Annotated in this window: 25 protein-coding genes; 18 read left to right on the plus strand and 7 right to left on the minus strand. The window is 75.0% G+C overall.

Annotation, left to right across the window (positions count from 1 at the left end; genetic code table 11):
- Positions 1–23 precede the first annotated feature (23 nt).
- A complete protein-coding gene (locus tag IE248_RS10875) occupies positions 24–575 on the plus strand; it encodes a TerD family protein (RefSeq protein WP_073798546.1) in 552 nt (183 codons plus the stop codon).
- 176 nt (positions 576–751) lie between these two features.
- Here IE248_RS10875 and IE248_RS10880 read toward each other — a convergent pair whose 3' ends face one another.
- Positions 752–1,348: a TetR/AcrR family transcriptional regulator gene (locus IE248_RS10880; protein ID WP_037798745.1), complete on the minus strand. Its 597-nt coding sequence runs from the start codon at positions 1,346–1,348 to the stop codon at positions 752–754.
- Between the two features lie 140 nt (positions 1,349–1,488).
- On the opposite strand from IE248_RS10880, the gene IE248_RS10885 reads away from it, so the two are divergent.
- The 7 genes from IE248_RS10885 (at position 1,489) to IE248_RS10915 (ending at position 9,291) form a co-directional block, all read left to right on the plus strand.
- Complete coding sequence (locus tag IE248_RS10885) at positions 1,489–2,376, plus strand: phosphatase PAP2 family protein (RefSeq protein WP_190030600.1); 888 nt, start codon at positions 1,489–1,491, stop codon at positions 2,374–2,376.
- Positions 2,373–3,206 carry a hypothetical protein gene (locus IE248_RS10890; protein ID WP_190030601.1) on the plus strand — a complete coding sequence of 278 codons (834 nt, stop codon included), beginning with the start codon at positions 2,373–2,375 and terminating at the stop codon, positions 3,204–3,206. The genes IE248_RS10885 and IE248_RS10890 overlap by 4 nt, the downstream gene beginning before the upstream one ends.
- Before the next feature lie 93 nt (positions 3,207–3,299).
- Positions 3,300–3,566 carry a GlsB/YeaQ/YmgE family stress response membrane protein gene (locus tag IE248_RS10895; RefSeq protein WP_037798748.1) on the plus strand — a complete coding sequence of 89 codons (267 nt, stop codon included), beginning with the start codon at positions 3,300–3,302 and terminating at the stop codon, positions 3,564–3,566.
- 279 nt (positions 3,567–3,845) lie between these two features.
- Positions 3,846–5,684, plus strand: coding sequence for a peptide-N4-asparagine amidase (locus tag IE248_RS10900; protein ID WP_229895248.1), 1,839 nt, complete (start codon positions 3,846–3,848; stop codon positions 5,682–5,684).
- 27 nt (positions 5,685–5,711) lie between these two features.
- Entirely contained in the window at positions 5,712–7,382 is a 1,671-nt protein-coding gene (locus IE248_RS10905) for a serine/threonine-protein kinase (protein ID WP_190030602.1), read from the plus strand.
- Positions 7,383–7,462: 80 nt separating this feature from the next.
- Positions 7,463–8,689 carry a sensor histidine kinase gene (locus IE248_RS10910; RefSeq protein WP_190030603.1) on the plus strand — a complete coding sequence of 409 codons (1,227 nt, stop codon included), beginning with the start codon at positions 7,463–7,465 and terminating at the stop codon, positions 8,687–8,689.
- Positions 8,686–9,291, plus strand: a complete 606-nt coding sequence (locus tag IE248_RS10915; RefSeq protein WP_190030604.1) for a response regulator transcription factor — start codon at positions 8,686–8,688, stop codon at positions 9,289–9,291. Before IE248_RS10910 ends, IE248_RS10915 begins: the two co-directional genes overlap by 4 nt.
- Before the next feature lie 30 nt (positions 9,292–9,321).
- Here the strand turns inward: IE248_RS10915 and IE248_RS10920 are convergent, their stop codons facing one another.
- Both IE248_RS10920 and IE248_RS10925 read right to left on the minus strand, forming a co-directional pair.
- The gene (locus IE248_RS10920; protein WP_037795635.1) at positions 9,322–10,068 is read right to left on the minus strand and encodes a transglycosylase SLT domain-containing protein; all 747 of its coding nucleotides are present in this window, start codon (positions 10,066–10,068) and stop codon (positions 9,322–9,324) included.
- A 436-nt stretch (positions 10,069–10,504) separates the two neighbouring features.
- Positions 10,505–11,428 (minus strand): dihydrodipicolinate synthase family protein, encoded by a 924-nt coding sequence (locus IE248_RS10925; protein WP_190030605.1) that lies wholly within the window; start codon positions 11,426–11,428, stop codon positions 10,505–10,507.
- 71 nt (positions 11,429–11,499) lie between these two features.
- Here IE248_RS10925 and IE248_RS10930 point away from each other — a divergent pair, with 71 nt between their 5' ends.
- The 5 genes from IE248_RS10930 to IE248_RS10950 all read left to right on the plus strand — a co-directional run bounded on the left by IE248_RS10930 (position 11,500) and on the right by IE248_RS10950 (position 17,657).
- Positions 11,500–12,441, plus strand: coding sequence for a LysR family transcriptional regulator (locus tag IE248_RS10930; RefSeq protein ID WP_190030606.1), 942 nt, complete (start codon positions 11,500–11,502; stop codon positions 12,439–12,441).
- Positions 12,442–12,514: 73 nt separating this feature from the next.
- Positions 12,515–13,600, plus strand: a complete 1,086-nt coding sequence (locus IE248_RS10935; protein WP_037798752.1) for an S-(hydroxymethyl)mycothiol dehydrogenase — start codon at positions 12,515–12,517, stop codon at positions 13,598–13,600.
- 985 nt (positions 13,601–14,585) lie between these two features.
- Entirely contained in the window at positions 14,586–15,896 is a 1,311-nt protein-coding gene (locus IE248_RS10940; RefSeq protein ID WP_190030607.1) for an alpha/beta fold hydrolase, read from the plus strand.
- Between the two features lie 102 nt (positions 15,897–15,998).
- Positions 15,999–16,763 (plus strand): PIG-L deacetylase family protein, encoded by a 765-nt coding sequence (locus IE248_RS10945; RefSeq protein WP_073777572.1) that lies wholly within the window; start codon positions 15,999–16,001, stop codon positions 16,761–16,763.
- 60 nt (positions 16,764–16,823) lie between these two features.
- The gene (locus tag IE248_RS10950; protein ID WP_073777570.1) at positions 16,824–17,657 is read left to right on the plus strand and encodes an enoyl-CoA hydratase/isomerase family protein; all 834 of its coding nucleotides are present in this window, start codon (positions 16,824–16,826) and stop codon (positions 17,655–17,657) included.
- Between the two features lie 37 nt (positions 17,658–17,694).
- Here the strand turns inward: IE248_RS10950 and IE248_RS10955 are convergent, their stop codons facing one another.
- Positions 17,695–18,699, minus strand: a complete 1,005-nt coding sequence (locus tag IE248_RS10955) for an SDR family oxidoreductase (RefSeq protein WP_190030608.1) — start codon at positions 18,697–18,699, stop codon at positions 17,695–17,697.
- Positions 18,700–18,776: 77 nt separating this feature from the next.
- Complete coding sequence (locus IE248_RS10960) at positions 18,777–19,955, minus strand: hypothetical protein (protein WP_190030609.1); 1,179 nt, start codon at positions 19,953–19,955, stop codon at positions 18,777–18,779.
- 254 nt (positions 19,956–20,209) lie between these two features.
- Here IE248_RS10960 and IE248_RS10965 point away from each other — a divergent pair, with 254 nt between their 5' ends.
- From IE248_RS10965 to IE248_RS10985, 5 genes are all read left to right on the plus strand, one after another.
- Complete coding sequence (locus IE248_RS10965; protein ID WP_047960797.1) at positions 20,210–21,196, plus strand: NADPH:quinone oxidoreductase family protein; 987 nt, start codon at positions 20,210–20,212, stop codon at positions 21,194–21,196.
- Complete coding sequence (locus IE248_RS10970) at positions 21,193–22,380, plus strand: acyl-CoA dehydrogenase family protein (RefSeq protein WP_190030610.1); 1,188 nt, start codon at positions 21,193–21,195, stop codon at positions 22,378–22,380. Before IE248_RS10965 ends, IE248_RS10970 begins: the two co-directional genes overlap by 4 nt.
- Positions 22,377–23,525 carry an acyl-CoA dehydrogenase family protein gene (locus IE248_RS10975; protein ID WP_100580936.1) on the plus strand — a complete coding sequence of 383 codons (1,149 nt, stop codon included), beginning with the start codon at positions 22,377–22,379 and terminating at the stop codon, positions 23,523–23,525. Before IE248_RS10970 ends, IE248_RS10975 begins: the two co-directional genes overlap by 4 nt.
- 78 nt (positions 23,526–23,603) lie before the next feature.
- On the plus strand, positions 23,604–23,978 hold the full coding sequence (locus IE248_RS10980) for a tyrosinase family oxidase copper chaperone (protein WP_190030611.1): 375 nt from the start codon (positions 23,604–23,606) through the stop codon (positions 23,976–23,978).
- A 26-nt stretch (positions 23,979–24,004) separates the two neighbouring features.
- Complete coding sequence (locus tag IE248_RS10985; protein ID WP_100580934.1) at positions 24,005–24,865, plus strand: tyrosinase family protein; 861 nt, start codon at positions 24,005–24,007, stop codon at positions 24,863–24,865.
- A 71-nt stretch (positions 24,866–24,936) separates the two neighbouring features.
- Here IE248_RS10985 and IE248_RS10990 read toward each other — a convergent pair whose 3' ends face one another.
- The gene (locus IE248_RS10990) at positions 24,937–25,230 is read right to left on the minus strand and encodes a chaplin (RefSeq protein ID WP_100580933.1); all 294 of its coding nucleotides are present in this window, start codon (positions 25,228–25,230) and stop codon (positions 24,937–24,939) included.
- A 96-nt stretch (positions 25,231–25,326) separates the two neighbouring features.
- The gene (locus IE248_RS10995; protein ID WP_190030612.1) at positions 25,327–25,698 is read right to left on the minus strand and encodes a hypothetical protein; all 372 of its coding nucleotides are present in this window, start codon (positions 25,696–25,698) and stop codon (positions 25,327–25,329) included.
- Positions 25,699–25,717: the final 19 nt, after the last annotated feature.

Consider the following 25,717-nt stretch of genomic DNA (forward strand, 5'->3'; position numbering starts at 1 on the left):
CCGGTACACGGAGGGGGAGTTCGGTGAGCGGAGTACGCAAGGGCCTGGCCAAGGTGGAGATCGCGCTGCGGTGGGATCCCAGCCCGGCGGGCACGCCCGCGAACGACCTGGACATACTCGCCGCGGTCTACGGCGCGGCGGACCCGCACGGGGAGCCGGTCTACCTCGTGCACTTCGGCAGCCGCGCCCCCGACGGGACGATCACGCTGAACCGGGACAGCCAGACCGGGCAGGGCTTCGGCTTCGACGAGGTGATGACCCTCGAACTCACCCGGATGTCGAGCGAGTTGGTCCGCGTGGTGGTGGGCGTCGTGATCCAGGACGCCGACGCGGGCACGGGCGCGGGGGAGGGTGTGAAGACCTTCGCGGACATCCCCGGAACCGGGCTGCGCATCCGCGAGGGCTACACGGACCTCGCCGAGACCGACTTCGCCGCCGTCGCGGGGGCCACGGCGGCCACGGTCGCGGAGTTCGTCCGCGACGCCTCGGGAAGCTGGTCGCTGGAAGGCGCCGTACGCGGCTTCGAGACGGGCCCGGAGGAGTTCGCCCGGATCATGGGAGCCGTCCGCTCCTGACCTCGCGGTCCGTCTGCTCCTGACCCCGCGGGCCGCGTCGGTTCCGCACAGATCGGGCGGCGGTCACTCGTCGCGCGAGTGGCCGCCGCCCGGTCCGGGTGGCGCGCTGCCGCCGTCCCCACGAGGCAGCGCGGGCGGGTCGCCGTCCGGTCATCGGAGACGGCTGCCCGCCGGTTCTAGGGGGTGATCCCGAGCGAGGGGAGCAGGGCCGCGTCGACGAACCGGACCAGATAGTCGGCGTCGGCGTAGCGGCCCTCCAGGACCGGGCGGATCCGCAGCACACCCATCAGCTGCGCCGGCAGGAACTCCACGGCCGGATGGTCCGGGCCGATCTCGCCGCGCGCCACCGCCCGCGCGACCATCGCGTCGAAGGCCGCCAGCTCCGGCTCCACCAGCGCCTCGCGCAGCGCCGCCTGGAGCTCCTCGTCGCTGAGCACCGCGTGCCCGAGGGCCTGGGTGAGCCGGGTGTCGCGCCCCGAGGTGCCGGCCGCGATCCGGGCCGCCTCGCGCAGGTCGCCCGCCAGGGTCCCGGTGTCCACGGCGGCCAGCGTGCCCTGCCGGTTCGCGCGCAGGGCGGCCGCCACGAGCTGCGGCTTGCTCTTCCACTGCCGGTAGAGCGTCGACTTGCCGCAGCAGGCGCGGGCGGCGACGCCCTCCATGGTCAGGGCCTCGTAGCCGTGCTCGCGCAGCTGTTCCAGCACGGCGTCGTAGAACTCCTGCACCCGCTCCGGGCTGATCTTGGAGCGGCGCGCGCTGGTCGGCGTCGACGTCATGGGATGCGGCTCTCCTCGGCGGCTCGGTCGGTACGGCGAGTGTACGGGAAGAAGAGCTTATCGCTACACCTGCGTATCGATACGCGAATGTATCGATACACTGGCGTGTCGATGTGCTGCACAGGAAGTGAGACCGGGGGATGACCTCTCCTACGAAACCGGCCGGGCCACCCCCCGGCCCGCGGGCCGCCCGGCGCCGCCTCATACGCGAGCTGCTGCTCGTCGCGGGCCTGTTCGCCGTCTACAAGGCCGGCCGGACGCTCTCGACCGGCCGCACGGACGAGGCGTACCGCAACGCCGGATGGATCTGGGACGCCGAGCGCGCCCTGCACCTGCCCGGCGAGGGCGCGGTACAGCGGCTCCTGCTGCACGGGGACGCCCTCGTCCACACCGCGAACACCTACTACGCGGCCGTGCACTTCCCGGCGACCGCGCTCTTCCTGGTCTGGCTGTACGTACGCAGGCCGGCCCACTACCTCTGGGCCCGCCGGGTGCTCGCCGTCCTCACCGGCGCCGCCCTCGCCCTGCACCTCACCTTCCCGCTCGCCCCGCCGCGGATGCTCGGCGCCGCGCACCTGGTGGACACCGGCCAGGTGTACGGGCCCAGCGTGTACGGGTCCGCTCCGGCGACCGACACCATGGCCAACCAGTTCGCCGCGATGCCCTCGCTGCACTTCGGATGGGCCCTGATGCTGGCCCTCGGCATGATCGCCGCGACCCGGTCGCGGTGGCGGGCCCTGTGGCTGCTGCACCCGCTGCTGACGCTGCTGGTGGTCGTGGGCACCGCCAACCACTACTGGCTCGACGCGATCGTGGCCACCGTGCTGCTCGGCGGGGCGCTGCTGCTGATCCCGAAGCCGGTGGCGGCTCGTACCGCCGCCGTCGTCGTACGCGGACACCTCCCGGGCCCGAAGGCCCCGCCGGCCACCGCCGCCCCGGCCGCTGCTCCCGTGCCCGCGCCCGCTGCCGCCGTGTCTGCCCCCGCTCCCGCCGCGCCCGCGGCCGTCACCGCCGGGGCCGGAAGATGAACGCCACCGCCCTCGCCCTCCTGCTGTGCCTCGCCTCCGCCGTGACCTACGCCGCGGCCGCCGTGGCCCAGGAACGCCTCGCCCGGCGCGCCGTCGCCCGCAGCGCGAAGGCCCTGCTCGGATCCGGCGGCTGGTGGTGGTCGGCCGGGCTGAACGCGGCCGCCGCGCTGCTGCACGCCGCCGCCCTGCGCTACGGACCGCTCACCCTGGTCCAGCCGCTGGGCGCGCTCACCCTCGTCGCCGCCGTCCCGCTGGGCGCGCGCGGCGCCGGCCGCCGGGTGGCGGCCACCGAATGGCGCGGCACCCTCGCCACCGTCGCCGGGCTCGGCCTGCTGCTGCTCCCCGCCTCGGGACCGGCCCCCGACGACACCCTCAGCCTGGCCGAGGCGCTCGCCGTCTCCGGCACCACCGCCGCCGTGATCCTGCTGCTCACCGCCCGGCGGGACCCCCGCTCGGGACTCCGCCACGCCACGGCGTCCGGCCTGGCCTCCGCGGCGGCCTCCGCCCTGACCCAGACCGTGGCGGTGGCCGGAGGCCGGGGCGGGGCCCTGCTGAGCTTCCGCGTCGTCGCGGTGGCCCTGCTGGTGGTGGTGTTCGCGGTCGGCGGGATGCTGCTGTCCCAGCGGGCCTACCGGGGCGGGCTGGGCGCACCGCTGGCCGTGGTGAACCTGGCCAATCCGCTGGCCGCGGCCGCCATCGGCATGGTCCTGCTCGGCGAACGCCTCCAGGGCGGGGTGCTGGGGGTCCTGCTGGCGGTGACCGGCGCGTTCGCGGCGGCCCGCGGGGTCATGCTGCTGACCCGGACGCCGATCGTCCGCGCCGTGGCGTGAGCGGCCGCGCTGAACCGTTCGCGGCCGTTTCGCGTCCTCGCTGGTGAGCGCGCCGACCGACGGGCGTGACGGAACGAAGCGGAGTGCACGGGCATGGGCATAGTCAGCTGGATCATCCTCGGACTGCTGGCGGGCGCGATCGCGAAGGTGCTGCTCCCCGGCAGGGACCCCGGTGGCCTGATCGGCACCACCCTCATCGGCGTCGCCGGCGCCTTCACCGGCGGCTGGCTCTCCGCCAAGTTCCTGGACCGCCCGATCCAGAACGAGTTCTTCGACCTCGCCACCTGGGGCTCCGCCATCGCCGGCTCCCTGGTGCTGCTGATCGGCTACCGGATCCTGTTCGGCAACTCCCGGGACTGACCCAGGCGGGCGCCCGGTCCGGGCCGGGCGGCCGGTGAGCCGCCGCACACGCGGGGACCAGGCGCGGCTCGGCGCGGTGCCCATCGGGGACGGGGCGGCGGCCTCATCGCCGGGTCGGCCGTCCGCGACGGCGTCGCGCCGGCCGGCCTCGACCTCGGGGTCAAGGGGCCGGGTACGCCCCGATGCCCCCGGTCCGCCGGGGCCCAGGGGCGAGATCAGGCCAAGCGCCGGGCGCCCGCTCTGGCGGGCCCGGGCCGGGGCCGGTTTCACTGCGGGCCCATGAGACGACACATCACGGGCCTGCTCGGCGCGGTCGCGCTCGCCGCGGGCACGCTGGCCGCCGCGGCCCCCGCGAGCGCGGCCGCCCCCGCCACCGCCGCAGCCGTGGCGGCGCCCGCCGGTCCGGGGCGCGCCACCGAGCGCGGCGACCGCCCGGCCGGGCTCCCCGGCACCACCGCCACGGCCGTGGCGGGTCCCGCCGGTCCAGGGTCCGCCACTGCAGGCGCCGGGCTTCCTGCCGCCGCCGTCGCCGCAGCCGGTCCGGGGCGCGCCAGCGCGCGCAGCGCGCCTGGTGGGGCGGGCGCCGGGGGTGGGGACGTGCCCGCCGAGTTCGGGAGCGACTGGCACGATCCGGTCACCGCCGGTCCGGCGGTCGCGCGGCCCGGGACGCGGGCGTGCGAGGTGACCCTCGCCGAGGCGCGGTTCCGGGACTTCACCCCCTACCGGGGCGACTACGCCCCGCCCACCGCCTGCGGCCCCGCCCCCTGGGCCAAGGTCGTGCTCCGCCTCGACGGCAAGGTCAAGGGCCGCCAGTACGACCGCCTCGGCAACCTCACCCTCGGCGGCGTCGAGATCCTCCGTACCTCCACCCCCCAGCCCTCGCCCGACGGCATCACCTGGGCCGTCGAGAAGGACGTCACCCGCTACCGGGACACCCTGAGCCGCCCGCAGCCCGTCGAGATGCTCATCGGCAACGTGGTCGACGACACCTACACGGGCGTCATCGACGTCAAGGTCACCCTCACCTTCTACGCCGCCGAGCGCGGCCCCGGCCGTCCGGCGGCCCCCGACACCCCCGACCGGGTCCTCCCGCTCACCACCCCGGCCGTCACCACCCCCCGCAACACCGAACGGCTCCTCGCCGAGGTGTACGCCACCGGCTCCGGCGGCGGCTGCGAGGAGTACTGGTACCTGACCACCCCCGACGCCGCCCCGTACTCCTGCAAGGCCGCCGACGGCCCCCACCGCGAGGTCCGCGTCCTCGTCGACGGACAGCTCGCCGGCATCGCCGCGCCCTTCCCCACCGTCTGGACCGGCGGCTGGTCCAACCCCTTCCTCTGGTACGTGACCCCCGGCCTGCGCGCCTTCGACGTCCAGCCCGTCGTCTACGACCTCACCCCGTACGCCGCGCTCCTCAACGACGGCCGCCCGCACCGGATCGAGGTCTCCGTCGCCGGAGTCCCGGCCGGCCAGAGCGGCTGGAGCACCCCGGCCAACCTGCTGCTGTGGCAGGACGAGGCCCGTGCCGTCGTCACCGGCGCCCTGACCCGGCACGACGAGGGCGAACCGGCCAACTCCTCCCGCTGGACCCCGGGCACCGAGCACCGCCTCGACACCGAGGGCGGCCACCGCCTCACCGTCGCCGGCTACCTCGACACCTCCCACGGCCGGATCACCACCACCGTCGGCCGCGAGGTGCGCGGCACCTCCGTCCACCGCTGGACCGACGGCGAGGCCCTGGACGCGCTCACCGCCACCTGGACCGACCGGGAGAGCGTGACCCGCGGCGCCACCACCACCCGTACCGAGCGCACGTACACCATGGACGGCGCCACCACCCTCGGCGCCGGAGACCGGCTGCGCACCGTCCTCTCGCTCGGCGACCGCGCCGACACCGTCACCCTGCGCGGCGGCCGCCCGGTCGACTCCTCCCGGCTCGACGACCGGTACACGGGCGACGCCACCTACACGACGAACGTCCCGCGCGACCAGCGGCACGCGGTGGGCACCACCACCGCGCGCCACCGCCTGTACGGGGCGGGGGCGCCGGGCGGTTGTTACGACCGTACGGTGGCCACCGCCCAGGGCACGGTGACGGTGGACCGCCGCCGCTGCTGACACACCGGGCGCCTACGATGACCGGCCATGGACACGAGTGAGGCCGGCAGACAGCTGGTCGATGGCCGATTCGAACTGATCAGCCCGCTGGGCGCCGGCGGCATGGGCACGGTGTGGCGCGCCCGCGACATCGCGTTGCACCGCGACGTGGCGTTGAAGGAGGTGCGCCCGCCGGACCCGGCGACCGCGGCCGCGCAGCCCGGGCTGGCCACCCAGCTGCGCGAACGCGCGATCCGCGAGGCCCGGGCGCTGGCCCGGCTCGCGCACCCGAACGTGGTGACGATCCACCACATCGTCGAGCCCGCCGAGGGCGTGGACGGCCACCCGTGGATCGTGATGGAGCTCGTCAAGGGCGGCTCCCTGCACGACCGGCTGGAAGCCGGCCCGATGCCGGTCGCGGACGTCCTGCGGCTGGGCCTCGACGTGCTGTCCGCGCTGCGGGCCGCGCACGCCGAAGGGGTCCTGCACCGCGATGTGAAACCGGCCAATGTGCTGCTGCGGCCCGACGGCTCGGCCGTGCTGACCGACTTCGGCATCGCGGCCCTGCACGGTTCGACCGCGCTGACCTCCACCGGGGTGCTGATCGGCTCGCCCGAGTACATCGCGCCCGAGCGGGTCCGCGGGGAGGAGGGGCTCGCCTCCTCCGACCTGTGGTCCCTCGGCATGCTGCTGTACGTGGCCGCGGAGGGCGTGCACCCGATGCGCCGGGCCAGCAGCCTGGCCACCGTGGTCGCCGTGCTCGACGACCCGATCCCCGTGCCCGTCCGGTCCGGTCCGCTGGGGCCCGTACTGGAGCGGCTGCTGGTCCGGGACCCGGCGGCGCGGCCGGACGCCGAGCAGCTGGAACTGCTGCTCCGGAACGCGAGCAGTGCTCTTGGCGGGGCGACGCCGGTCACGCCGCCCGTGGTCCTCGGCCAGTACGGGCCGCCGACCCCGCCGCCGTTCAGCGCGCCGTCGTTCAGCCCTGGCGGCGGATCCCCGTACGCGCCGACCACGCCCGTCGCGGCGCCGCGCACCCCGCGCCGCCGGCCGGCGCTGATGGCGGCCCTGCTGACGGTGGCCGTCGCCGGTGGCGTGATCGGCCTCGTCCAGGCGTTCCCCGGCGGCGGGTCCGGTTCGGGCGGCGACGCGAAGGGCTCCACGGCCTCCCACTCCGCCTCCGCGCCCGCCTCCGGTTCCGGCTCGGGCTCGCGCTCCGGCGCCACGCCCGGCCCCAAGGCGAGCGCCTCCCAGGCCGGCGCCGACACCGCGGCCAAGGGCAGCATGCTCACCCCCGCCAACATCCGTATCGCGCTGGCGGCGTTCAAGGAGAAGACCGGCACCACCACCTTCGTGAACCTGAGGATCTACGACGGGTACGTGCTCGCCTCCATCCCCACCGCGCCCGACGCCAAGACCGTCGACGCGTGGCAGTACCGCGACGGCGCGGCCAGGCGGACCGGCCCCGACGGCACGGTGGACGAGGAAGAGCCGCTGATCGACATGTCCAAGGTCAGCTGGGACGCCCTGCCCGAGCTGATGGAGAAGTCGAAGAAGGAGCTCAAGATGCCGAACCCGACCTCGCGGTACGTCATCGTCGAGCCCTGGATGATGGACCAGGTCCCCTGTATGCGGCCCTACCTCAGCGACGAATACGGCCAGGGCGGCTACGTCCTCGCCGGCATCGACGGCAAGATCAAGAAGGTCGTCGCCTCTTGACGGCGGTTCCCCGGGCATGACATTTGTCCTGCCCGGGTCCGTACACGTGGATCTGCCGCCCTCCCCGCCGGTCTCCTAGCGTGGTGGACATGCAGCAACAGACGACGAAGCAGTCCGCCCCCACGGTCCGGACCCCCCGCGTGTTCGGCGCGGGCGCGAGGAAGGCGGCGCGCGCCGAGCAGTGCCGCGACGGCGCCGGCACGGGCCCGATCGGCACGCCCGGGGGCTTCGCCCTGCTGCCGTGGCTGCTCCTGGGCATGGGGTCGATCTCCAACGTCATCAAGGGAGAGACCCCCGACCCGTGGATCGGCGTCGTCGGCCTGCTCGCCTTCAACTCCCTCTACGTCAGCCTGGTGTTCCGGGCCTTCGACCGCAGGGCCCGGGAATCCGTCGCCACCCGCTGGTGCCTGGCCGCGCTCGGCCTCGTCACCTTCGCCCTCGCCGCCGCCTACGGGGGCAACTGGCTGCTCTTCTTCCCGCTGCTGGGACTCGCCACCGGCGCCGTGCTCCGCGGCCGCCCCCTCGGGCGGGTGCTGTTCGCGGTCACCGCCACGGCGGCGGCGGTGGCCGGGTACCACGAGGGCTGGGACGCGGTCGGGGTGGTGTACGGGACCCTGGTGTCGGGCGCCGTCACCGCGGCCATCCTCGCCCTGTCCGAGACCGTGCGTGAACTGCGGGACACCCGGCAGGAGTTGGCCCGGGCGGCGGTCGACCAGGAGCGGCTGCGCTTCTCGCGCGACCTGCACGACCTGCTGGGCCACACCCTCTCGGTGATCGTGGTGAAGTCGGAGGTCGCCCGCCGGATCGCGCCCCGCGACATCGACGCCGCCCTCGTCCAGGTCCGCGACATCGAATCGGTGGGCCGGCAGGCGCTGACCGAGATACGGGAGGCCGTCACCGGCTACCGCGAGGCCAGCCTCGCCGCCGAACTCGACCGGGCCCGGGGCGCGCTGACGGCGGCGGGCATCGAGTCCGTCGTACGGCAGTCCGGCCCCCCGCTGCCCCCGCAGGCGGCGGCGCTGCTGGGCTGGGTGGTCCGCGAGTGCGCCACGAACGTGATCCGGCACAGCGGAGCGGCCACCTGCGAGATCGAGGTGCGCGGCTCGGCCGAGCGGGTCCGGCTGGTGATCACCGACGACGGCACAGGCGTAGCGTCGACCCTGCCGGGCAGTGGTCTGACCGGCCTCACCGAACGCCTCGCGGCGGCCGGTGGAGTCCTGGACAGCGGTCCTGCCCCCGGCCGCGGTTTCCGGGTCACCGCCGAACTCCCGGTGGAGCCGGCCGACGGGGGCGAGGAGAGCCGATGATCAGGGTCCTGCTGGCGGAGGACCAGGGGATGATGCGGGGCGCCCTGGCCCTGCTGCTCGGGATGGAGGAGGACATCGAGGTGGTGGCGCAGGTCGCCGCCGGGGACGAGATCGTGCCCGCCGCCCTGACGGCCCGGCCGGACGTGGCCCTCCTGGACATCGAACTCCCCGGCCGCAGCGGCCTCGACGCCGCCGCCGACCTGCGGGTCCGGTGCCCCGGCTGCCGGGTGCTGATCCTGACGACCTTCGGCCGGCCCGGCTACCTGCGCCGGGCGATGGAGGCCGGGGCCGCCGGGTTCCTGGTGAAGGACGGGCCGGTGGAGGAACTCGCCGCCGCCGTCCGCCGGGTGCTCGCGGGGGAGAAGGTGATCGACCCCGCGCTCGCGGCCGCCGCGCTCGGCGCCGGCCCGAACCCGCTGACCGCGCGGGAGCGCGACGTGCTGAACGCCGCGGCGGACGGGGCGACCGTGGCCGACGTCGCCGCGAGGGTGTCCCTGTCCGAGTCGACGGTGCGCAACCACCTGTCCTCGGTGATCGGCAAGACGGGCACCCGCAACCGCATGGAAGCGCTCCGCGCCGCCCGTCGCCAGGGGTGGCTCTAGGGCCTGACCTGAAGTCAGGCCCTGGGCCGGTCAGTAGGCGCCGTTGACGTTGTCGATCGAGCCGTAGCGGGCGGCCGCGTAGTTGCAGGCGGCGGTGATGTTCGCGACCGGGTCGTAGGAGTCCATGGGCGTGCCGGGCACGTGGTAGGCCCGGAAGGTCGGGTCGATGACCTGGAGCAGGCCCTTGGAGGGTATGCCGGCGGCCGCGTTGGAGTCCCAGTTGTTGATGGCCAGCGGGTTGCCCGAGGACTCGCGCATCACATTGCGGTGAATTCCGTTGTAGCTTCCCGGAATTCCGTGCTTGGCCATGACGTCCAGGGACTCCCGGATCCAGCCGTCAAGATTGTTCGCGTACGTGGGGGCGGCGGGCTCGGCCGAGATCGTCTTGGCCCGTGCGGCCGCTGCCTTGGCGGCCGTGCCGAGGGACAGCTTGAGGCCGGGCTGAATGAGCGAGGGGTTGCCACCGATGGTGCTCTTGTTGGCGTCGTAAAGGGCCTGCCAACCGCCGTTCACGGAATGCTGGACCGCGATCTTGGAAAGCGTGTCCCCGCCGATGACGGAATACGTGAGGGGTGCGGCGGCCTTTTCCACGGCGGGCGCCGCGGCCGGGGCGAGCGTGGTCACCGAGGCGACGGTGGCGGGCTGCGTGACGGCCGCCCCGGCCGTGGTCGTGCTGATCAGCGGGAGGGCGAGGGCCGCGCCGCCGGTGCCGGCGAACGCCAGCTTGCGGGCGATCGGGTGCTGCTTCGGCCGACGGTGCTTAGCCTTTGCGGGCATGGCGCAATTCCTCACGTGGGGGGACGGGAGAGCCACGGCGGCGGCCGGATTCGGCAGGGGGCCACCGGGAATGATGGTGACCGTAGGCCGTCCCTCGGTGTGGGAACAAGACTGGAATTCCGGTTGGAGATCGACTTCCCGGAATAGGCGCGTTAAATGACCATGAAGCCCCCTTCCCGGGAAGGCCAACTTTCTTTCCGGGATAAGGGAATCGACTGTTTCCCGAAAATGATGTTGGCGCGCTCCGCGTGACTCACATCACGGTTTAAAGGCGCCGAGGATGAATTCGGACAACTCGCCCGTCCCCGGACCTGATTCGGGCGACTCGCCCGATGCCGGCGAATCGCCCACACCATCCCCTAGTGGGCGGAGAACCCGGCGGTGACCAGAGCCGGGCGGTGACCAGAGCCGGGCGGTGGTCAGAGCCCGGCGGTGGTCACAGGCCCGCCAGCGACCGCAGGGTCCGCGCCGCCGAGCCCCCGGTCGCCGGGAGCAGCGGCAGCCGGACGTCCGCCGTCGGGATCCGGCCCCGCGCGTGCAGGACCGCCTTGATCACCGTCGGATTGGGCTCCTCGAAGGCCGCCGCCGAGACGCGGGCCAGCGCATGCCCCAGCGCCCGCGCCCGGGGGACGTCACCCGCCTCCCAGGCCGCCGCGAGCTCCACGAAACGGGCCGTCGCCAGGTGCGCCGAGGCCAGGATCGCGCCCGCCGCGCCGAGGGCCAGCATCGGCGAGGCGTACGCGTCGTCGCCGGCCAGCACCTCGAACCCGTCCGGCAGGTCGCCGAGCAGCGCCACCGTGTCCTGGTCGATGCCCCCGGCGGCGTACTTCACCCCGGCCACCCCCGGCAGCTCCCCGAGCGCCCGCAGCGCCCCCGCGTCCAGCGGCTGCCCGGTCCGGTAAGGGACGTGGTAGACGACCAGCGGTACGGGGCTCACCTCGGTCAGCCGGGCGAAGTGCGCGAGCACCCCCGCCGCCGAGGGCCGTACGAACGGCGGCACCGTCACCAGCGCCGCCCGCACCCCCGGCCACCGCTCCAGCCGGGCGAGCGAGGCCTCGGCGGCCCGGGTGCCGCTCGCCCCGGCGCCCACCGTGAGCAGCCCGCCGCGCTCCGCGCAGACCCGCGCGCAGACGTCGGTCACGAGGTCCCGCTCGGCCTCGTCGAGCGAGGCCGTCTCTGCGGTGGTGCCGAGCGCCACGATCCCGGCGGCGCCCGCATCGAGCACCTCGTGGGCGAGGGCCTCCAGGGCCTCGGCGGCGACCTCCCCTGCTGCCGTGAAGGGCGTGACGAGCGGTACGTGGATCCCCCGCAGGGAGAGCGGGGGCTGGGACTGGGGGCGGGTGTTCTGTCGCGTGATCATGCCGTCGAGCCTCGCCCGCCCGAACCGGCAAATCCAGTTCGCGTTTCTTACCCGAACCGTAAGCTGAGCCGATGCTCGATGTCCGGCGCCTGCGCCTGCTCCGTGAACTCGCCCGCCGCGGCACCATCGCCGCCGTCGCCGAGGCCCTCGCGTTCAGCCCTTCGGCCGTCTCCCAGCAGCTCGGCGTCCTCGAACGGGAAGCCGGCCTGCCGCTGCTGGAGCGCACCGGCCGGCGGGTCCGGCTGACCCCCGCCGGGGAGGACCTCGTCCGGCACGCCGAGGCCGTCCTGGAACGGCTGGAGCGGGCCGAGGCCGATCTCGCCGAAGCGCGCACCGGGCTGGCCGGCGCCCTGCGCATCGGCTCCTTCCCCACCGCCACCCGGGCCATCGTCCCGGCCGCCCTGATCACCCTCGCCCGCCGCCACCCGCGACTGGAGCCGATGGTCTGCGAGACCGACCCGGCGGCCGTCGCGCACGCGCTGCGGGCCGGCGACCTGGACGTGGCCCTGGTCCACGAGTACGACTTCGTCCCCGCGCCGCGGGAGCCCGGCCTGACCACCGAACCGCTGTACGGGGAGGCGATGTACCTCGCGGCCCCGGCGGCCCCGGCCGCCCCGGCGGGCACCCCGGAGGAGGCGGGGCGCGACCAGGGCGCGGTGCTCCGTACCCACGCGGAGGCGCCCTGGATCACGGCGACGCCCGGCACCCTCTGCCACGCCATGACCGTACGGGCCTGTCAGGCGGCCGGGTTCACGCCCCGGGTCCGCCACCAGGTCGACGAGTTCGCCACCGTCCTCGCGCTGGTCGCGGCCGGCCAGGGCGTGGCCGTCGTACCGCAGCTCGGCATCACCGGCGCCGACCGCGCCGTCGGCCTCACCCGGCTGCTGATGGAGCGCCGGACCCAGCTCGCCTTCCGGAGCGGAGCCGGCACGCACCCCGCCGTGGCCGCGTTCGGCGCGGCGCTGCGCGCCGCCGTGCCTGCGGAACTGGCCAGTCCGCGCGCCGAAGCGTGACACAACTCCCGCACCGCTCCGCGTCCGTGTACGTTCGATGATCCAGACGGATCCGATCAGAGCGGGGTATGACGTGACACATCGCGTACGTGGGGTCATCGCACGGAGCAAGGGCGCACCGGTGGAAACGACGACGATCCTCGTGCCCGACCCCGGCCCCGGCGAGGCGCTCGTCAGGGTCCAGGCCTGCGGGGTCTGCCACACCGACCTGCACTACCGCGAGGGCGGCATCAACGACGAGTTCCCCTTCCTCCTCGGTCACGAGGCCGCCGGCGTCGTCGAATCGGTCGGCCCCGACGTCACCTCGGTCGCGCCCGGCGACTTCGTCGTCCTCAACTGGCGCGCGGTGTGCGGCACCTGTCGGGCCTGCAAGCGCGGCCGCCCCTGGTACTGCTTCAACACCCACAACGCCACCCAGCCCATGACGCTGGAGGACGGCACCCCGCTGTCCCCGGCGCTCGGCATCGGGGCCTTCGCCGAGAAGACCCTGGTCGCCGCCGGGCAGTGCACCAAGGTGGACCCGGCCGCGTCCCCGGCTGCCGCCGGGCTCCTTGGCTGCGGGGTGATGGCGGGCCTCGGCGCCGCGCTGAACACCGGCAACGTCGGGCGCGGGGACTCCGTCGCCGTCATCGGCTGCGGGGGAGTGGGCAACGCGGCCGTCGCCGGCGCGCGGCTCGCGGGCGCCTCGCGGATCATCGCGGTGGACCTGGACGACCGGAAGCTGGAGTGGGCGCGGGGCCTCGGCGCCACCCACACCGTCAACGGCCGCACCGAGGACGTCGTCAAGGCGGTCCAGGCGCTGACCGGCGGCAACGGCGCGGACGTCGTCATCGACGCCGTCGGCCGCCCGGAGACCTACCAGCAGGCCTTCTACGCGCGGGACCTCGCGGGCACCGTGGTCCTGGTCGGGGTGCCGACCCCGGAGATGAAGCTCGAACTCCCGCTGCTCGACGTCTTCGGCCGGGGCGGCGCCCTCAAGTCCTCCTGGTACGGGGACTGCCTGCCCGAACGGGACTTCCCGCTGCTGATCGACCTCTACCTCCAGGGCCGCCTCGACCTCGACGCCTTCGTCTCCGAGACGATCCCGCTCGACGGCGTCGAGGAAGCCTTCGCCCGCATGGAACGCGGCGAGGTCCTCCGCTCGGTCGTGGAGTTCTAACCCGCCCCCCGGCTGCCCGCCCGCCCCGCCGAGCCAGCCGGCCCCGAGGCCGACCGGCCCGCCAGCCCGACCGGCCTGCCGGGTCGCTGGGCCGGGAGGTCGGCTGGGCCGCCGGGCCGCCGGGCCGCTGGGCCGCGGGGTCGGCTGGGCCGCCGGGGCGGCTGCGCCGCGAGGCTGACCTGCCCGCCAGGTCGAGCGGCCTGCCAGGCCGTTGGGCCGCGGGGTCGGCTGGGCTGCCAGGTCGGCCGGGCCGCGAGGCCGACCCGCCCGCCAGGCCGCTGGACCGCCAGTTCGGCTGGGCTGCTAGGTCGCTGGGCCACGAGGCTGACCTGCCCGCCATGCCGACCTGCCCGCCAGGGCGCTGGCCTGCGAGGCTGACAGGCCTGCCGGGTCGACCGGCCTGTCAGGCCGTTGGACCTTGAGGTCGGCTGGGCTGCTGGGTCGGTCGGGTTGGGAGGTTGGCTGGGTCGTCCGGTCGACGGGGCCGACCAGGTCGGCCGTTTTGGCCAGACGTGCGGCCGGACGGTCTGGACAGGCCCGGGGGCCAACGGCCCGGCGGGCCGCAAGTCGCCGCCAGGGTCGGGGCGTCGCCTGGGCAGGCGTTGTCAGGGCTGGAGCGCCGCCCCGGGGTCGGAGCGTCGGCTCGGGGTGGGGGCGTCAGCCGGGCCGGGGTGTCGGCCGTTTTGGCCGGACGTGCGGCCGGACGGCCTGGCCTGGCCTGGGGGCCAACGGCCCGGCGGGCCGCAAGTCGCCGCCAGGGTCGGGGCGTCGCCTGGGCAGGCGTTGCCAGGGCTGGAGCGTCGGCCCGGGGTGGGGCGTCGGCCCGGGGTGGGGGCGTCGGCCGGGCCGGGGGGTCGGGCGGGCCGGGGTGCGGTGGCGGTCGGGGCGGGGGAGGGGGCCGCCCGGTGGGTTCGGACGTAGACTCGGGCGCGGCCGGCACCCGGCACCCTCCGACCGTTCCGCTCGCCGCACTCAGGGGATTTCCGTGACCTCCGATCGCAGTTACCGACAGCCCGGTGTCGTCCTGACCGACCACCACTTCACCGTCCCGCTGGACCACGCCCACCCGGACGGCGAGTCCATCGAGTTGTACGCCCGCGAGGCCGTCGCGACCGGCCGGGACCCCGAGGGCCTGCCCTGGCTGCTGTACCTGGAGGGCGGCCCCGGCTTCGGCGCCCGGCGGTTCATCGGGCGGCAGGCCTGGCTCGGGCGGGCCCTCGCCGACTACCGGGTGCTGCTCCTCGACCAGCGCGGAACCGGCCGCTCCACCCCGGTGTCCCGGCAGACGCTGCCCCTGCGCGGCACGCCGGCGCAGCAGGCCGCGTACCTCGCCCACTTCCGCGCCGACGCGATCGTGCGCGACTGCGAGGCCATCCGCCCCCAGCTGACCGGCGGCGCGCCCTGGACCGTAATGGGCCAGAGCTTCGGCGGGTTCTGCGCCACGCGCTACCTCTCCACCGCCCCCGAGGGCCTGGCCGCCGCCCTGCTCACCGGCGGCCTGCCCTCGCTCGACGCCACCGCCGACGAGGTGTACCGGGCCGCGTACCCCCGGATCGAGCGCAAGAACCTGGCCCACTACGCCCGTTACCCGGCGGACGTGGAGCGCGCCCGCCGGATCGCCGCGCACCTCGCCGAGACCCCGGTCCGCCTCCCCGGCGGATACCGGCTCACCGTCGAGGCGTTCCAGTCCCTCGGCATCCTCCTCGGCACCGGCGACGGCAGCCACCAGCTGCACTACCTGCTGGAGGACGCCTTCGTCCCGACCCCCGACGGGCCCGCCCTCTCCGACGCCTTCCTGGAGGGCGTCCACGCCCAGCTCTCCTTCGCCGGACACCCGCTGTACGCGCTCGTCCACGAGGCGCTCTACGCCCAGGACCCGGCCGCGCCCACCGCCTGGGCCGCCGAGCGGGTGCGCGCCGAGCACCCGCGGTTCGACGCCGCCAAGACCCTGGCGGGCGACGAGCCGCTCCTGTTCACCGGCGAGACCATCCACCCCTGGCACTTCACCGCCGACCCGGCGCTCGCCCCGCTGCGCGAGACCGCCGAACTGCTGGCCGCCCGCACCGGCTGGGAGCCGCTCTACGACCCGGCGCGGCTCGCCGCCAACGAGGTCCCGGTGGCCGCCGCCGTCTACCACGACGACATGTACGTGGACACCGAGCACTCGCTGCGCACCGCCCGCGCGATCCGGGGCCTGCGGACCTGGGTGACCGACGAGTTCGAGCACGACGGCGTCCGCGCCGGGGGCCCGCGCGTACTGGACCGCCTGCTGGCCCTGATCCGCGGCGAGGCGTAGGGGCGCCGCGCCACGGGCGGGCGTACAAGCGAAGGAGGTCCCGGCGGCGTCGAGGGGTGCAACCACCTCTCCGTGCCCGTCCATTCGCCTATTGTGCGCAGCATGACCAAAGAAGTGGATCAACCCGCGCAGCTGGAACCCATGCCCACCGACTGGCAGCGCGCCCTGGCCGTGGTCGCCCACCCCGACGACCTGGAGTACGGCTGCGCGGCGGCGATCGCCGACTGGACGGACGGCGGCCGCGAGGTCGTGTACGTCCTGGCCACGCGCGGCGAGGCCGGGATCGACACCCTCGCCCCCGAGGAGTGCGCCCCGCTGCGCGAGGCCGAGCAGCGGGCGAGCGCGGCGGTGGTCGGGGTGTCCGAGGTGGAGTTCCTCGACCACCGCGACGGGGTCGTCGAGTACGGTCTCGGGCTGCGCCGGGACATCGCGGCGGCCATCCGCCGCCACCGGCCGGAGCTCGTGATCACCCTGAACCACCGTGACACCTGGGGCGGGCAGGGCGGCGGGGGCTACTGGAACACCCCCGACCACCAGGCCGTCGGCCGGGCCACGCTGGACGCGGCCGCCGACGCCGGCAACCGGTGGATCTTCCCCGAGCTGATCGCCGAGCAGGGCCTGGAGCCGTGGAACGGGGTGCGCTGGGTCGCGGTGGCCGGTTCCGCCACGCCGACGCACGCAGCCGATGCCGGGCCGGGGCTGGAGCGTTCGGTGAAGTCCCTGATGGAACACAAGGCGTACATCGAGGTGCTGACGGACCAGGACCCCGAGGAGTACTGCCGTACCTTCCTCACGGGCAACGCGCGGCAGGCGGCGGCCCGGTTCGGCGGCCGGCCCGCGGTCACGTTCGAGGTCTTCCCGCGCTGACCGCCGCCCCCTACCGTGTCTGACGACCCGTCAGGAGCGGTCGAGGGAGGTCCGGTTCGGATGATCGACACGGTGTCCACGGAGATCGCGGAGGGCGAGGAGCGGATCCGCCTGGAGGTCGCGGACGGGATCGCGGTCCTCACCCTCTGCCGCCCGGACAAGCTCAACGGCTGGAGCTGGGAGTCCACCCGCCAGCTCGGCCTGCTCGCGGACCGGATCCGCTTCGACCCGGACGTACGGGTGGTGCTGCTGCGGGCGCAGGGGCGGGCCTTCTGCGCGGGGATCGACGTCACCGCCCCGGGCGGCGCGATCACCGGCGCCTCGGCCGCCGAGCGGACGCGGAACTACTACGAGGGCATCCGCTGGGTCCACGAGCGCTTCGCGGTCCTCGCGCGGCTGCCGCAGCCGGTGGTCGCGGCCGTGCAGGGGTACTGCCTCGGGTTCGGCTTCGAGCTGGCGCTGATGGCGGACGTCCGGGTGGCCGCGCGGGACGCGGTGTTCGCGCTCCCGGAGGCCGGTCTCGGCGTGGCGGTGGACGCGGGCGGCGACCTGCGGATCGCGCGGGAGGCGGGCGCGGGCTGGGCGAAGTTCCTGGCGCTGACGGGCCGGCGGATCGATGCGGCGACGGCGGAGCGGCTGCGGCTGGTCCAGCTGGTGGTCCCGGCGGGCGAACTCGACGGCGTCGCGAGGGAGGTGGCGGCGGAGATCGCGGCCAACGCTCCGCTCGCGGTCCAGGGGATCAAGCGGGGGATCGACGCCTACGCGGACGCGGGGCTGGCGGCCGCGCTGGACGGCGTGGCGATGACGGCGGCGCTGACCCTGACCTCCGAGGACTGCCGCGAGGGCTACACCGCCCGGGCCGCCCGCACCCCACCCCGTTTCACGGGCGGCTGACCCCCGCCGGCGGCCGCGCGGCGCGGGCGCCCGCCGGTCACGGGGTGAAGGGGCCGCGGCCCAGCTGGGTGCGCAGGGGGGTGAGCTCAGGGTTGACCACGGTGCGGCGCTGCCAGTTGGCGCCGTCCACGACCAGGGTGTGCCCGGTGACGAACCGGGCGTACGGCGAGGCCAGGAAGGTGGCCGCCCACCCCAGCTCGCGCGGGGCGCCCACCCGCAGGGCCGGCTGGCGCGCGTCCAGCCCGCCGCCCAGCGCGCCGCCCAGCGCGCCGCCCAGCGCGCCGCCCAGCGCGCCGCCCGGCCCGCCGCCGGGCCCGCCGCCCGCCCCGCCGGCCAGCCCGGCCGTGATCGCCTCCGGCAGGTCCGGGTGCGGGAACAGCCCCGGGACCAGGCCGTTGATCTGGATCCCGTACGGCCCCCACTCCACCGCCAGGGTCTCCACCAGGTTCTTCACCCCAGCCTTCGCGGCCGCGCTGTGCGCGAACCCCGGCCCGCCGGTCCAGGCGTACGAGGCGCCGATGTTCACGATCGAGCCCGGCGTCCCCGCCGCCAGGTGCCGCCGCCCGAACTCCCGCGTCATGAACCAGGTGCCGGTCAGCGTGATGTCGACCACCGCCCGCCACGCCCCCGGCGTCAGGTCCTCCGCCGGCGACGGGAAATTGGCGGCCGCGTTGTTGACCAGGACGTCCGGCAGCCCGACCGCCGCCTGCGCCGCGTCGAAGACCTCCGCGACCCGCTCCGGGTCCCGGATGTCGCAGACGGCGGCCGTCACCCGGCCCGCGCCGGGGACGGCCGCCAGCTCCTCGCGCGCCGCCTTCAACTGCCGCGCCCGGCGGCTCGCGATCACCAGGTCCGCGCCGAGCCGCGCGAACTCGGCGGCGATGGCCTTGCCCAGCCCGGAGCCGCCGCCGGTCACGAGGACCACCTGCCCCTCGTACGTGCCGGGGGGCAGGGCGGCGGCGCCGAGCGCCGGCGGCGCGGGCAGCCCGCGCGCGGGGTGCTGTGCGGGGTCCTGCGCGGGGTGCCGTGAAGGGTTCTCCATGCGGCATCGATACCGCGCGGGCGCTCAGATGGCCATGGCCGCGCCCCCGCGGAACCCCGTCCCCGCTCGCCGCCCCGCTACGCCTTCGGCGCGTACGCCTGTCCGCTCGCGCAGGTCCACACGACGGCGCTGGCCGTCATCGTGTTCCAGTCGTAGAAGGTGCCGCCCACCCGGTCGTCGTCCGACGCGGCGAAGGCCTCGCTGCGCGAGTCCGGCGCGGCGCCCGCCGGGTGGGGCAGCGCCAGCGGGGAGCCCTTGCCCGGCCAGTACGCGGCCTGGATGTGGTTGGCGTAGCCCTCGACGAAGGTGACGGCGGTGCCGACGCTCACGTTCGTGGTCGGGCTGATGGCGTCGAGCGTGAGGTGCTCGAAGCCCCCGACCCGGCCCGGGTCTGCCGGGAGCGCGTCGTACGGCTTCTTCCAGGCGGCGGGCTTGCGCTCCTGCCAGTCACGGTAGCTGCGGTCCTCGTGCCCGACGACCCGGCCCAGGTCGTCGATGCCGGTCGCGCGCGTGCCCACCGTGTAGTCCGAGTCGGTCCAGACCCGCAGGCTGTACGGCGGGTAGCCGCCGCCGGCGGGCCAGACGACGGGGAAGCTCTTGCTCGTGACGACGTCGTCCTCCCAGTAGTAGGTGAGGGCGGTGCCGACGATGTCGCCGCGCTTGTTGATCCCGTCCACCGAGATGATCTTGGTGGAGGGGTGTGCGTCCGCCGGCACGGGCAGCTCGCGCACCACCTTGCCGTTCAGCCACTCCTTCGGGACGCCCGCGTCCATGCCGACGACCCGGCCGGCGTCGTTGACGTCCGTCAGGGTGCTCGGCGCGGTGGCGGAGTTGACCAGTGCGACCGCCGCCGCGCCCTGCTGGTAGGTGAAGGCGAAGCTGTGGTCGTAGTCGCCCGGCCGGCGGAGCGCGCCGACCATCAGGCCCTTGGCGTTCACGGCCTTGACCTCGCCGGACTGGAAGCCCTCGGGCACCGGTACCGCGTGCGCCGTGCCGTCCGCCGTCCAGTACGCCGGCAGGCCGCGGCTCTGACCGGCGATCAGGCCGTTCGCGCCGAAGGCCTTGACCGTCCCGCCGTTCCCGGCGCCGGCGGGCCCGGCCGCGATGTCGGCCAGCTTGACGACGGCCGGTGCGCACGCCTTTGCGGCCGCCGGGCCCGGCGCGGCCGCGGCGGCCGGGCCGGCCGCCGTGATCAGGCCCGCCAGAGCGATCGCGGCGGCGGTCGCGGCTCCGGCCGCGGACATGCTGTTCCTCATGTGGACGTCCCCCCTGGACATGTGCTGTTCCCCGTTGAGTCATGACACGTGCACGTCACATGCTGCCTCAGGAGCGGCGCGAGTGGCGCGATTGACGCGGGTTGTTTTCGGGCCCCGGGTGGGCAGGTCCTCTGCCGGGCCCCTCCGCTCCGCCTCCCGAAGGCTCCCGGGGCCTCCCGACGGTTCCCAATCAGGCAAGCGACCGCTTAGTATGCGGCCGAGCGTGGTTCCTCGACGGCGGCTGGAGGCCCCGGATGCAGGCATGGCGAGTACACACCCCCGGCGAACCCATCGAGGCCATGCGCCTCGAAGAGGTCCCCGAACCGGTCCCCGGCGAGGGGGAGGTGAGGCTGAAGGTGCTCGCGGCGAACGTCAACTTTCCCGACGCGCTGCTCGCCCGCGGCCAGTACCAGATCCGGCCCCCGCTGCCCTTCACCCCCGGGGTGGAGATCTGCGGCGAGACCGAGGACGGCCGCCGCGTCATCGCCAACCCGAGCCTGCCGCACGGCGGTTTCGCCGAGTACGTCACCGCCCCCGCGCGCGCCCTGCTGCCCGCCCCCGACACCCTCGACGACGCCGAGGCGGCCGCTCTGCACATCGGCTACCAGACCGGCTGGTTCGGCCTGCACCGCCGCGCCCGCCTCCAGTCCGGCGAGACCCTGCTCGTCCACGCCGCCGCGGGCGGGGTCGGCAGCGCCGCGGTCCAGCTCGGCAAGGCCGCCGGGGCCACCGTCATCGGGGTCGTCGGCGGCAAGGCCAAGGCCCGGACCGCCGAGGAACTCGGCTGCGACCTGGTCATCGACCGCACCGCCGACGACACCGCCCAGGTCGCCGCCCGCGTCAAGGAGTTCACCGGCGGACGCGGCGCCGACGTGGTCTACGACCCGGTCGGCGGCGAGGCCTACACCGCCTCCGCCAAATGCGTGGCCTTCGAGGGCCGGATCGTCGTCGTCGGCTTCGCCAGCGGCACCGTCCCCGCGCCCGCCCTCAACCACGCCCTCGTCAAGAACTACGCCGTGCTCGGCCTGCACTGGGGGCTCTACGCCGCGAAGGACCCCGCCGCCGTCCTCGCCTGCCACACCGAGCTCACCCGGCTCGCCGCCGAGGGCGCCGTGAAACCGCTCGTCACCGAACGGATCCCGCTCGCCGGGGCCGCGGACGCCGTGCAGCGCCTCGCCGACGGGACCACCGCCGGCCGGCTGGTCGTCGTACCGGCCCTGGACGGAGGCGGCTCGCGATGATCACCTCCGAGGAACTGCTCGCGCGCGTACGGGACCTGCTCGCCGCCCACCCGCCCGGCGAGAGCGACCGCACCGACTTCCTGCGGGCCCGCTTCGACGCCGGACTCGCCTGGGTCCACTACCCCGAGGGCCTCGGCGGCCTCGGCGCCCCGCGCTCCCTCCAGGCCGTCGTCGACGCCGAGCTGGAGGCCGCCGGCGCCCCCGGCAACGACCCGCGCCGGATCGGCATCGGCCTCGGCATGGCCGCGCCGACGATCCTCGCCTACGGCACCGCGGAGCAGAAGCACCGCTTCCTGCGGCCCCTGTGGGTGGGGGAGGAGGTCTGGTGCCAGCTGTTCAGCGAACCCGGCGCCGGCTCCGACCTCGCCGCGCTCGCCACCCGCGCGGTCCGCGAGGAGGACTCCGGCGACTGGATCGTCGACGGGCAGAAGGTGTGGACCTCCAGCGCCCACACCGCCCGCTGGGCCATCCTGATCGCCCGCACCGATCCGGCTCTGCCCAAGCACCGGGGCATCACGTACTTCCTGTGCGACATGCACGCCCCCGGCGTCGAGGTCCGGCCGCTGCGCCAGATCACCGGCGAGGCCGAGTTCAACGAGGTCTTCCTCACCGGCGTCCGGATCCCCGACGCCCACCGCCTCGGCGCCGTCGGCCAGGGCTGGGAGGTCGCCCGCACCACCCTGATGAACGAACGCGTCTCCATCGGCGGCATGCGGATCCCGCGCGAGGGCGGCATGATCGGCCCCGTCTCCGCGGTCTGGCGCGAGCGCCCCGAACTGCGCACGCACGCGCTGCACCAGCGCCTGCTGGAACTGTGGGTGGAGGCCGAGGTGGCCCGGCTGACCGGGGAACGGCTGCGCCAGCAGCTCGCCGCGGGCCAGCCCGGCCCCGAGGGCTCGGGGATGAAGCTGACCTTCGCCCGCCTGAACCAGGAGATCAGCGGCCTGGAAGTGGAACTCCTCGGCGCGGAAGGCCTGCTGTACGAGGACTGGACGATGCGCCGGCCCGAGATCGTCGACTTCACCGGCCGCGACGCCGGCTACCGCTACCTGCGCGCCAAGGGCAACAGCATCGAGGGCGGCACCAGCGAGGTCCTCCTCAACATCGTCGCCGAGCGGGTCCTCGGGCTGCCCGCCGAACCGCGCGACGACAAGGACACCGCCTGGAAGGACCTGGCCCGATGACGGACGAGACGGAGCGGACGACCCCGATGGCCTCGCATGCCCCCTTCGACCTGCTGTACTCCGAGACCGAGGAGGAGCTCCGGTCGGCCGTACGGGCGCTCCTCGCCGACCGCTGCGACGCCGCGAGCGTGCTCGCCCGGGCCGAGACCGACCGGCCCTACGACCCGGAGCTGTGGAGCACCCTCGCGGGCGGGATCGGGGCTGCCGGACTGCTCGTCCCGGAGAAGCTCGGCGGGCAGGGCGCGAGCCACCGGGAGGCGGCCGTGGTCCTGGAGGAACTGGGCCGGGCCGTCGCGCCCGCCCCGTACCTGACCAGCGCCGTCCTGGCGACGGAGATCCTGCTCGGCTGCGACACGACCTCGGCCGAGGTGGCCGGGCTGCTGGCGCAGGTGGCGGCGGGCGCGCGGGTCTGCGTGCCCGCCGTGCCGCTGACGCTGGCGCCGGGGGCCCCGCTGCCCTCCGGGGTGCGCGACGCCGGGGGCGGGGTCCTGACGGGGAGCGCCGGCCCGGTCGCGGACGCCGTGGCCGCCGACGTGCTGCTGGTGCTGGCGGACACCGGGCTGTACGCGGTCCCGGCCGCAGCGGTCACGCTCGTACGGGCGGTCCCGCTGGACCTGACCCGGCCGCTGGCCACCGTGGAGCTGGACGGGGCCACCGGAACCCGGCTCGGGGACCCGGCCACCGCGCGGGCGGCGGTCGCGGGGGCGCTGCTGTCGGGGGCGGGGCTGCTGGCGTCCGAGCAGCTCGGCATCGCGCAGTGGTGCCTGACGGAGACGGTCGCCCACGTACGGGCCCGCCACCAGTTCAACCGGCCCGTCGGATCCTTCCAGGCCCTCAAACACCGGCTGGCCCGGCTCTGGCTCGACGTGGCCTCGGCCCGCGCGGCGGCGCGGGCCGCCGCGGACGCGCTCGCCACCGGCTCCCCGGACGCTCCGCTGACGGTCGCGGTGGCCCAGGCGTACTGCTCGGGCGTGGCCGTCCGGGCCGCGGAGGAGTGCGTGCAACTGCACGGCGGCATCGGCATGACCTGGGAACACCCGGCGCACCTGTACCTGAAGCGAGCCAAGGCCGACGCCCTGGCCCTGGGCTCCGCCGGCCACCACCGCACCCTGGTGGCGGACTTCGCGGAACTCCCGTCCCCGTAGCCGGGGCCCCGACGGGGTGACCTCGTTCGCTGGTCCGCGTTAGTCCCCGTACGCGGACCACCGAGCGAGGGAGACCGTATGTTCGCAGCACCGGCCGCCGCACCACTCACCCGCCGCGCGGTCCTCCGTACGGCCTTCACCGCCGCCGTGCTGGCCGGGACGGCCGCCGCGCTGGCCCCGGTACTGCGGGCCCGGCGGCCCCGGCAGACGCTCACCCCGGCGCCGTTCGCCGAGGAGACGTACCGCGGCCGGCACATCGCCGTCGAGCTCGCCGGGACGGCCGTGCGCATCGACGGGCGCCCGCTGCACGTGATGCGCCGCGCCGACGGCAGCTACCTCAGCGGCATCAACCACTTCCAGTCGTTCGCGACGCCGCTGGAGCTGGCCCGCGCCGCCGTCGACGAACTGGGCACCACCCAGCTGGCCCCCGCCGCCCCCCACCACGGCGGCTGACGCACGGGAACGGGAGGAGCCCCGAGGTGTACACCCGGCAGAACCAGAAGAACCTGACCAGCACCCAGAAGAGGCGGTTCACCGCCGCCGTCCTGGAACTCAAGCGCAACGGGACCTACGACCGGTTCGTGCGCACCCACGACAAGTACTTCGTGCCCGACCGGGACCGGGGGCTCCGGGTGGGCCACATGTCCCCGTCGTTCTTCCCCTGGCACCGCCGCTACCTCGTGGAGTTCGAGAAGGAGCTCCGGGCGCTCGACCCCGGCGTCAGCATCCCGTACTGGGACTGGACCACCGACACCAGCCCGGTCTCCTCCCTGTGGGCCGAGGACTTCCTCGGCGGCACCGGCCGCTCCTCCGACCGCCAGGTGATGACCGGCCCGTTCGCCTACGCGAGGGGCGACTGGACCATCACCGTGGGGATCACGGAGGCCCGGTACCTGACCCGCAACCTGGGCCGCCCGCAGAACCCGGTCACCCTGCCCACCCCGGCCGAACTCCAGTGGGCGATCGACGACCCGACGTACGACGCCTCTCCCTGGGACTCCACGGCGGGCGGCTTCCGCAACAGGCTGGAGGGCTGGGCCGCGCCGAAGAGCGAGCGCTGGCGCAACCACAACAAGGTCCACCAGTGGATCGGCGGCCACATGACGGGCGGTACGGCGCCCAACGACCCGGTGTTCTGGCTGCACCACGCCTTCGTGGACCTGCTCTGGGACCGCTGGCAGCAGCGGCACCCCTCCTCCGGGTACCGGCCCGCCACCGCGCCGCTGCCGGGCGACGCCCAGCGGGGCCGGGTGATCGCGCTGGACGAGCCGATGCCGCCGTGGAACATCAGCCCGCGGGAGATGCTCGGCCACCAGGGCGTCTACCGCTACGAGGTCTGAACGCACCCGGTCGGCGCAAGGGCCCCCGCCGACCGGCGGGGGCCCTCAGTGTCGTTCCGGCGGGCAGGCGATCAGCCGCCGTAGCCCTCGGTGTGCTGCTGCTGGGTGGTGGCCGTGCCGCCGCCCGAGGCGTTGACGCAGGTGTTGCCGAACGCCGGGTTCAGCAGGCCGACGATGTTGACGCTGTTGCCGCAGACGTTGACCGGGACGTGCACCGGAACCTGGACGAGGTTGCCCGAGAGGACACCGGGGGAGCCGATCGCCGCACCCTGCGCTCCGGCATCGGCGACAGCCAGACCGGCACCGGCGGCCACGGCGCTACCGGCGACAGCGGTGATGGCGAATGCCTTCGCGATACGCGACATCAAGATCTCCTCGTGAGATGTGGGGTTGCCACAGAAGCTGCGGCATTTGACATGGCATACAACGCGGGGACGGCCCAGGGGTCACGGGCGCTGCTCCTACCCGGTGACCGAGAACCGCACCGAGGCGAAGTACGGCCGCACCTGGGTGACCGTCCCCGGCCCGAGCCGCTCCACGGGGGCGCCCGCGCAGCCCGGCTCCCGGTAGAACGTCGCGGTGCCCCGGGTGTGGTTGGTGACCGGCCGGGAACCGCCGCCCTCCGCCGCGACACAGCCCTTCGGGGCGGTGAGCCCGTGGACCCGGTCGTCCTGGCCCACGTACTGGAAGTCCGGACCGGCGGCCCCTGCGGGCGCCGTGCCGCCCGCGGCCGGGGCCGCCGTAGCCGTAGCCGTGACCGCCGCGACCGCGGCGGCGGCCAGCAGCAGGGCGGGAACCGCGCCGGTGCGCAGGAGGATCCGCGTGTCTCGCATGATTCGCATGGCCCGTCCA

The sequence above is a fragment of the Streptomyces goshikiensis genome (assembly GCF_014650555.1).
GTDB classification, from domain to species: domain Bacteria; phylum Actinomycetota; class Actinomycetes; order Streptomycetales; family Streptomycetaceae; genus Streptomyces; species Streptomyces goshikiensis.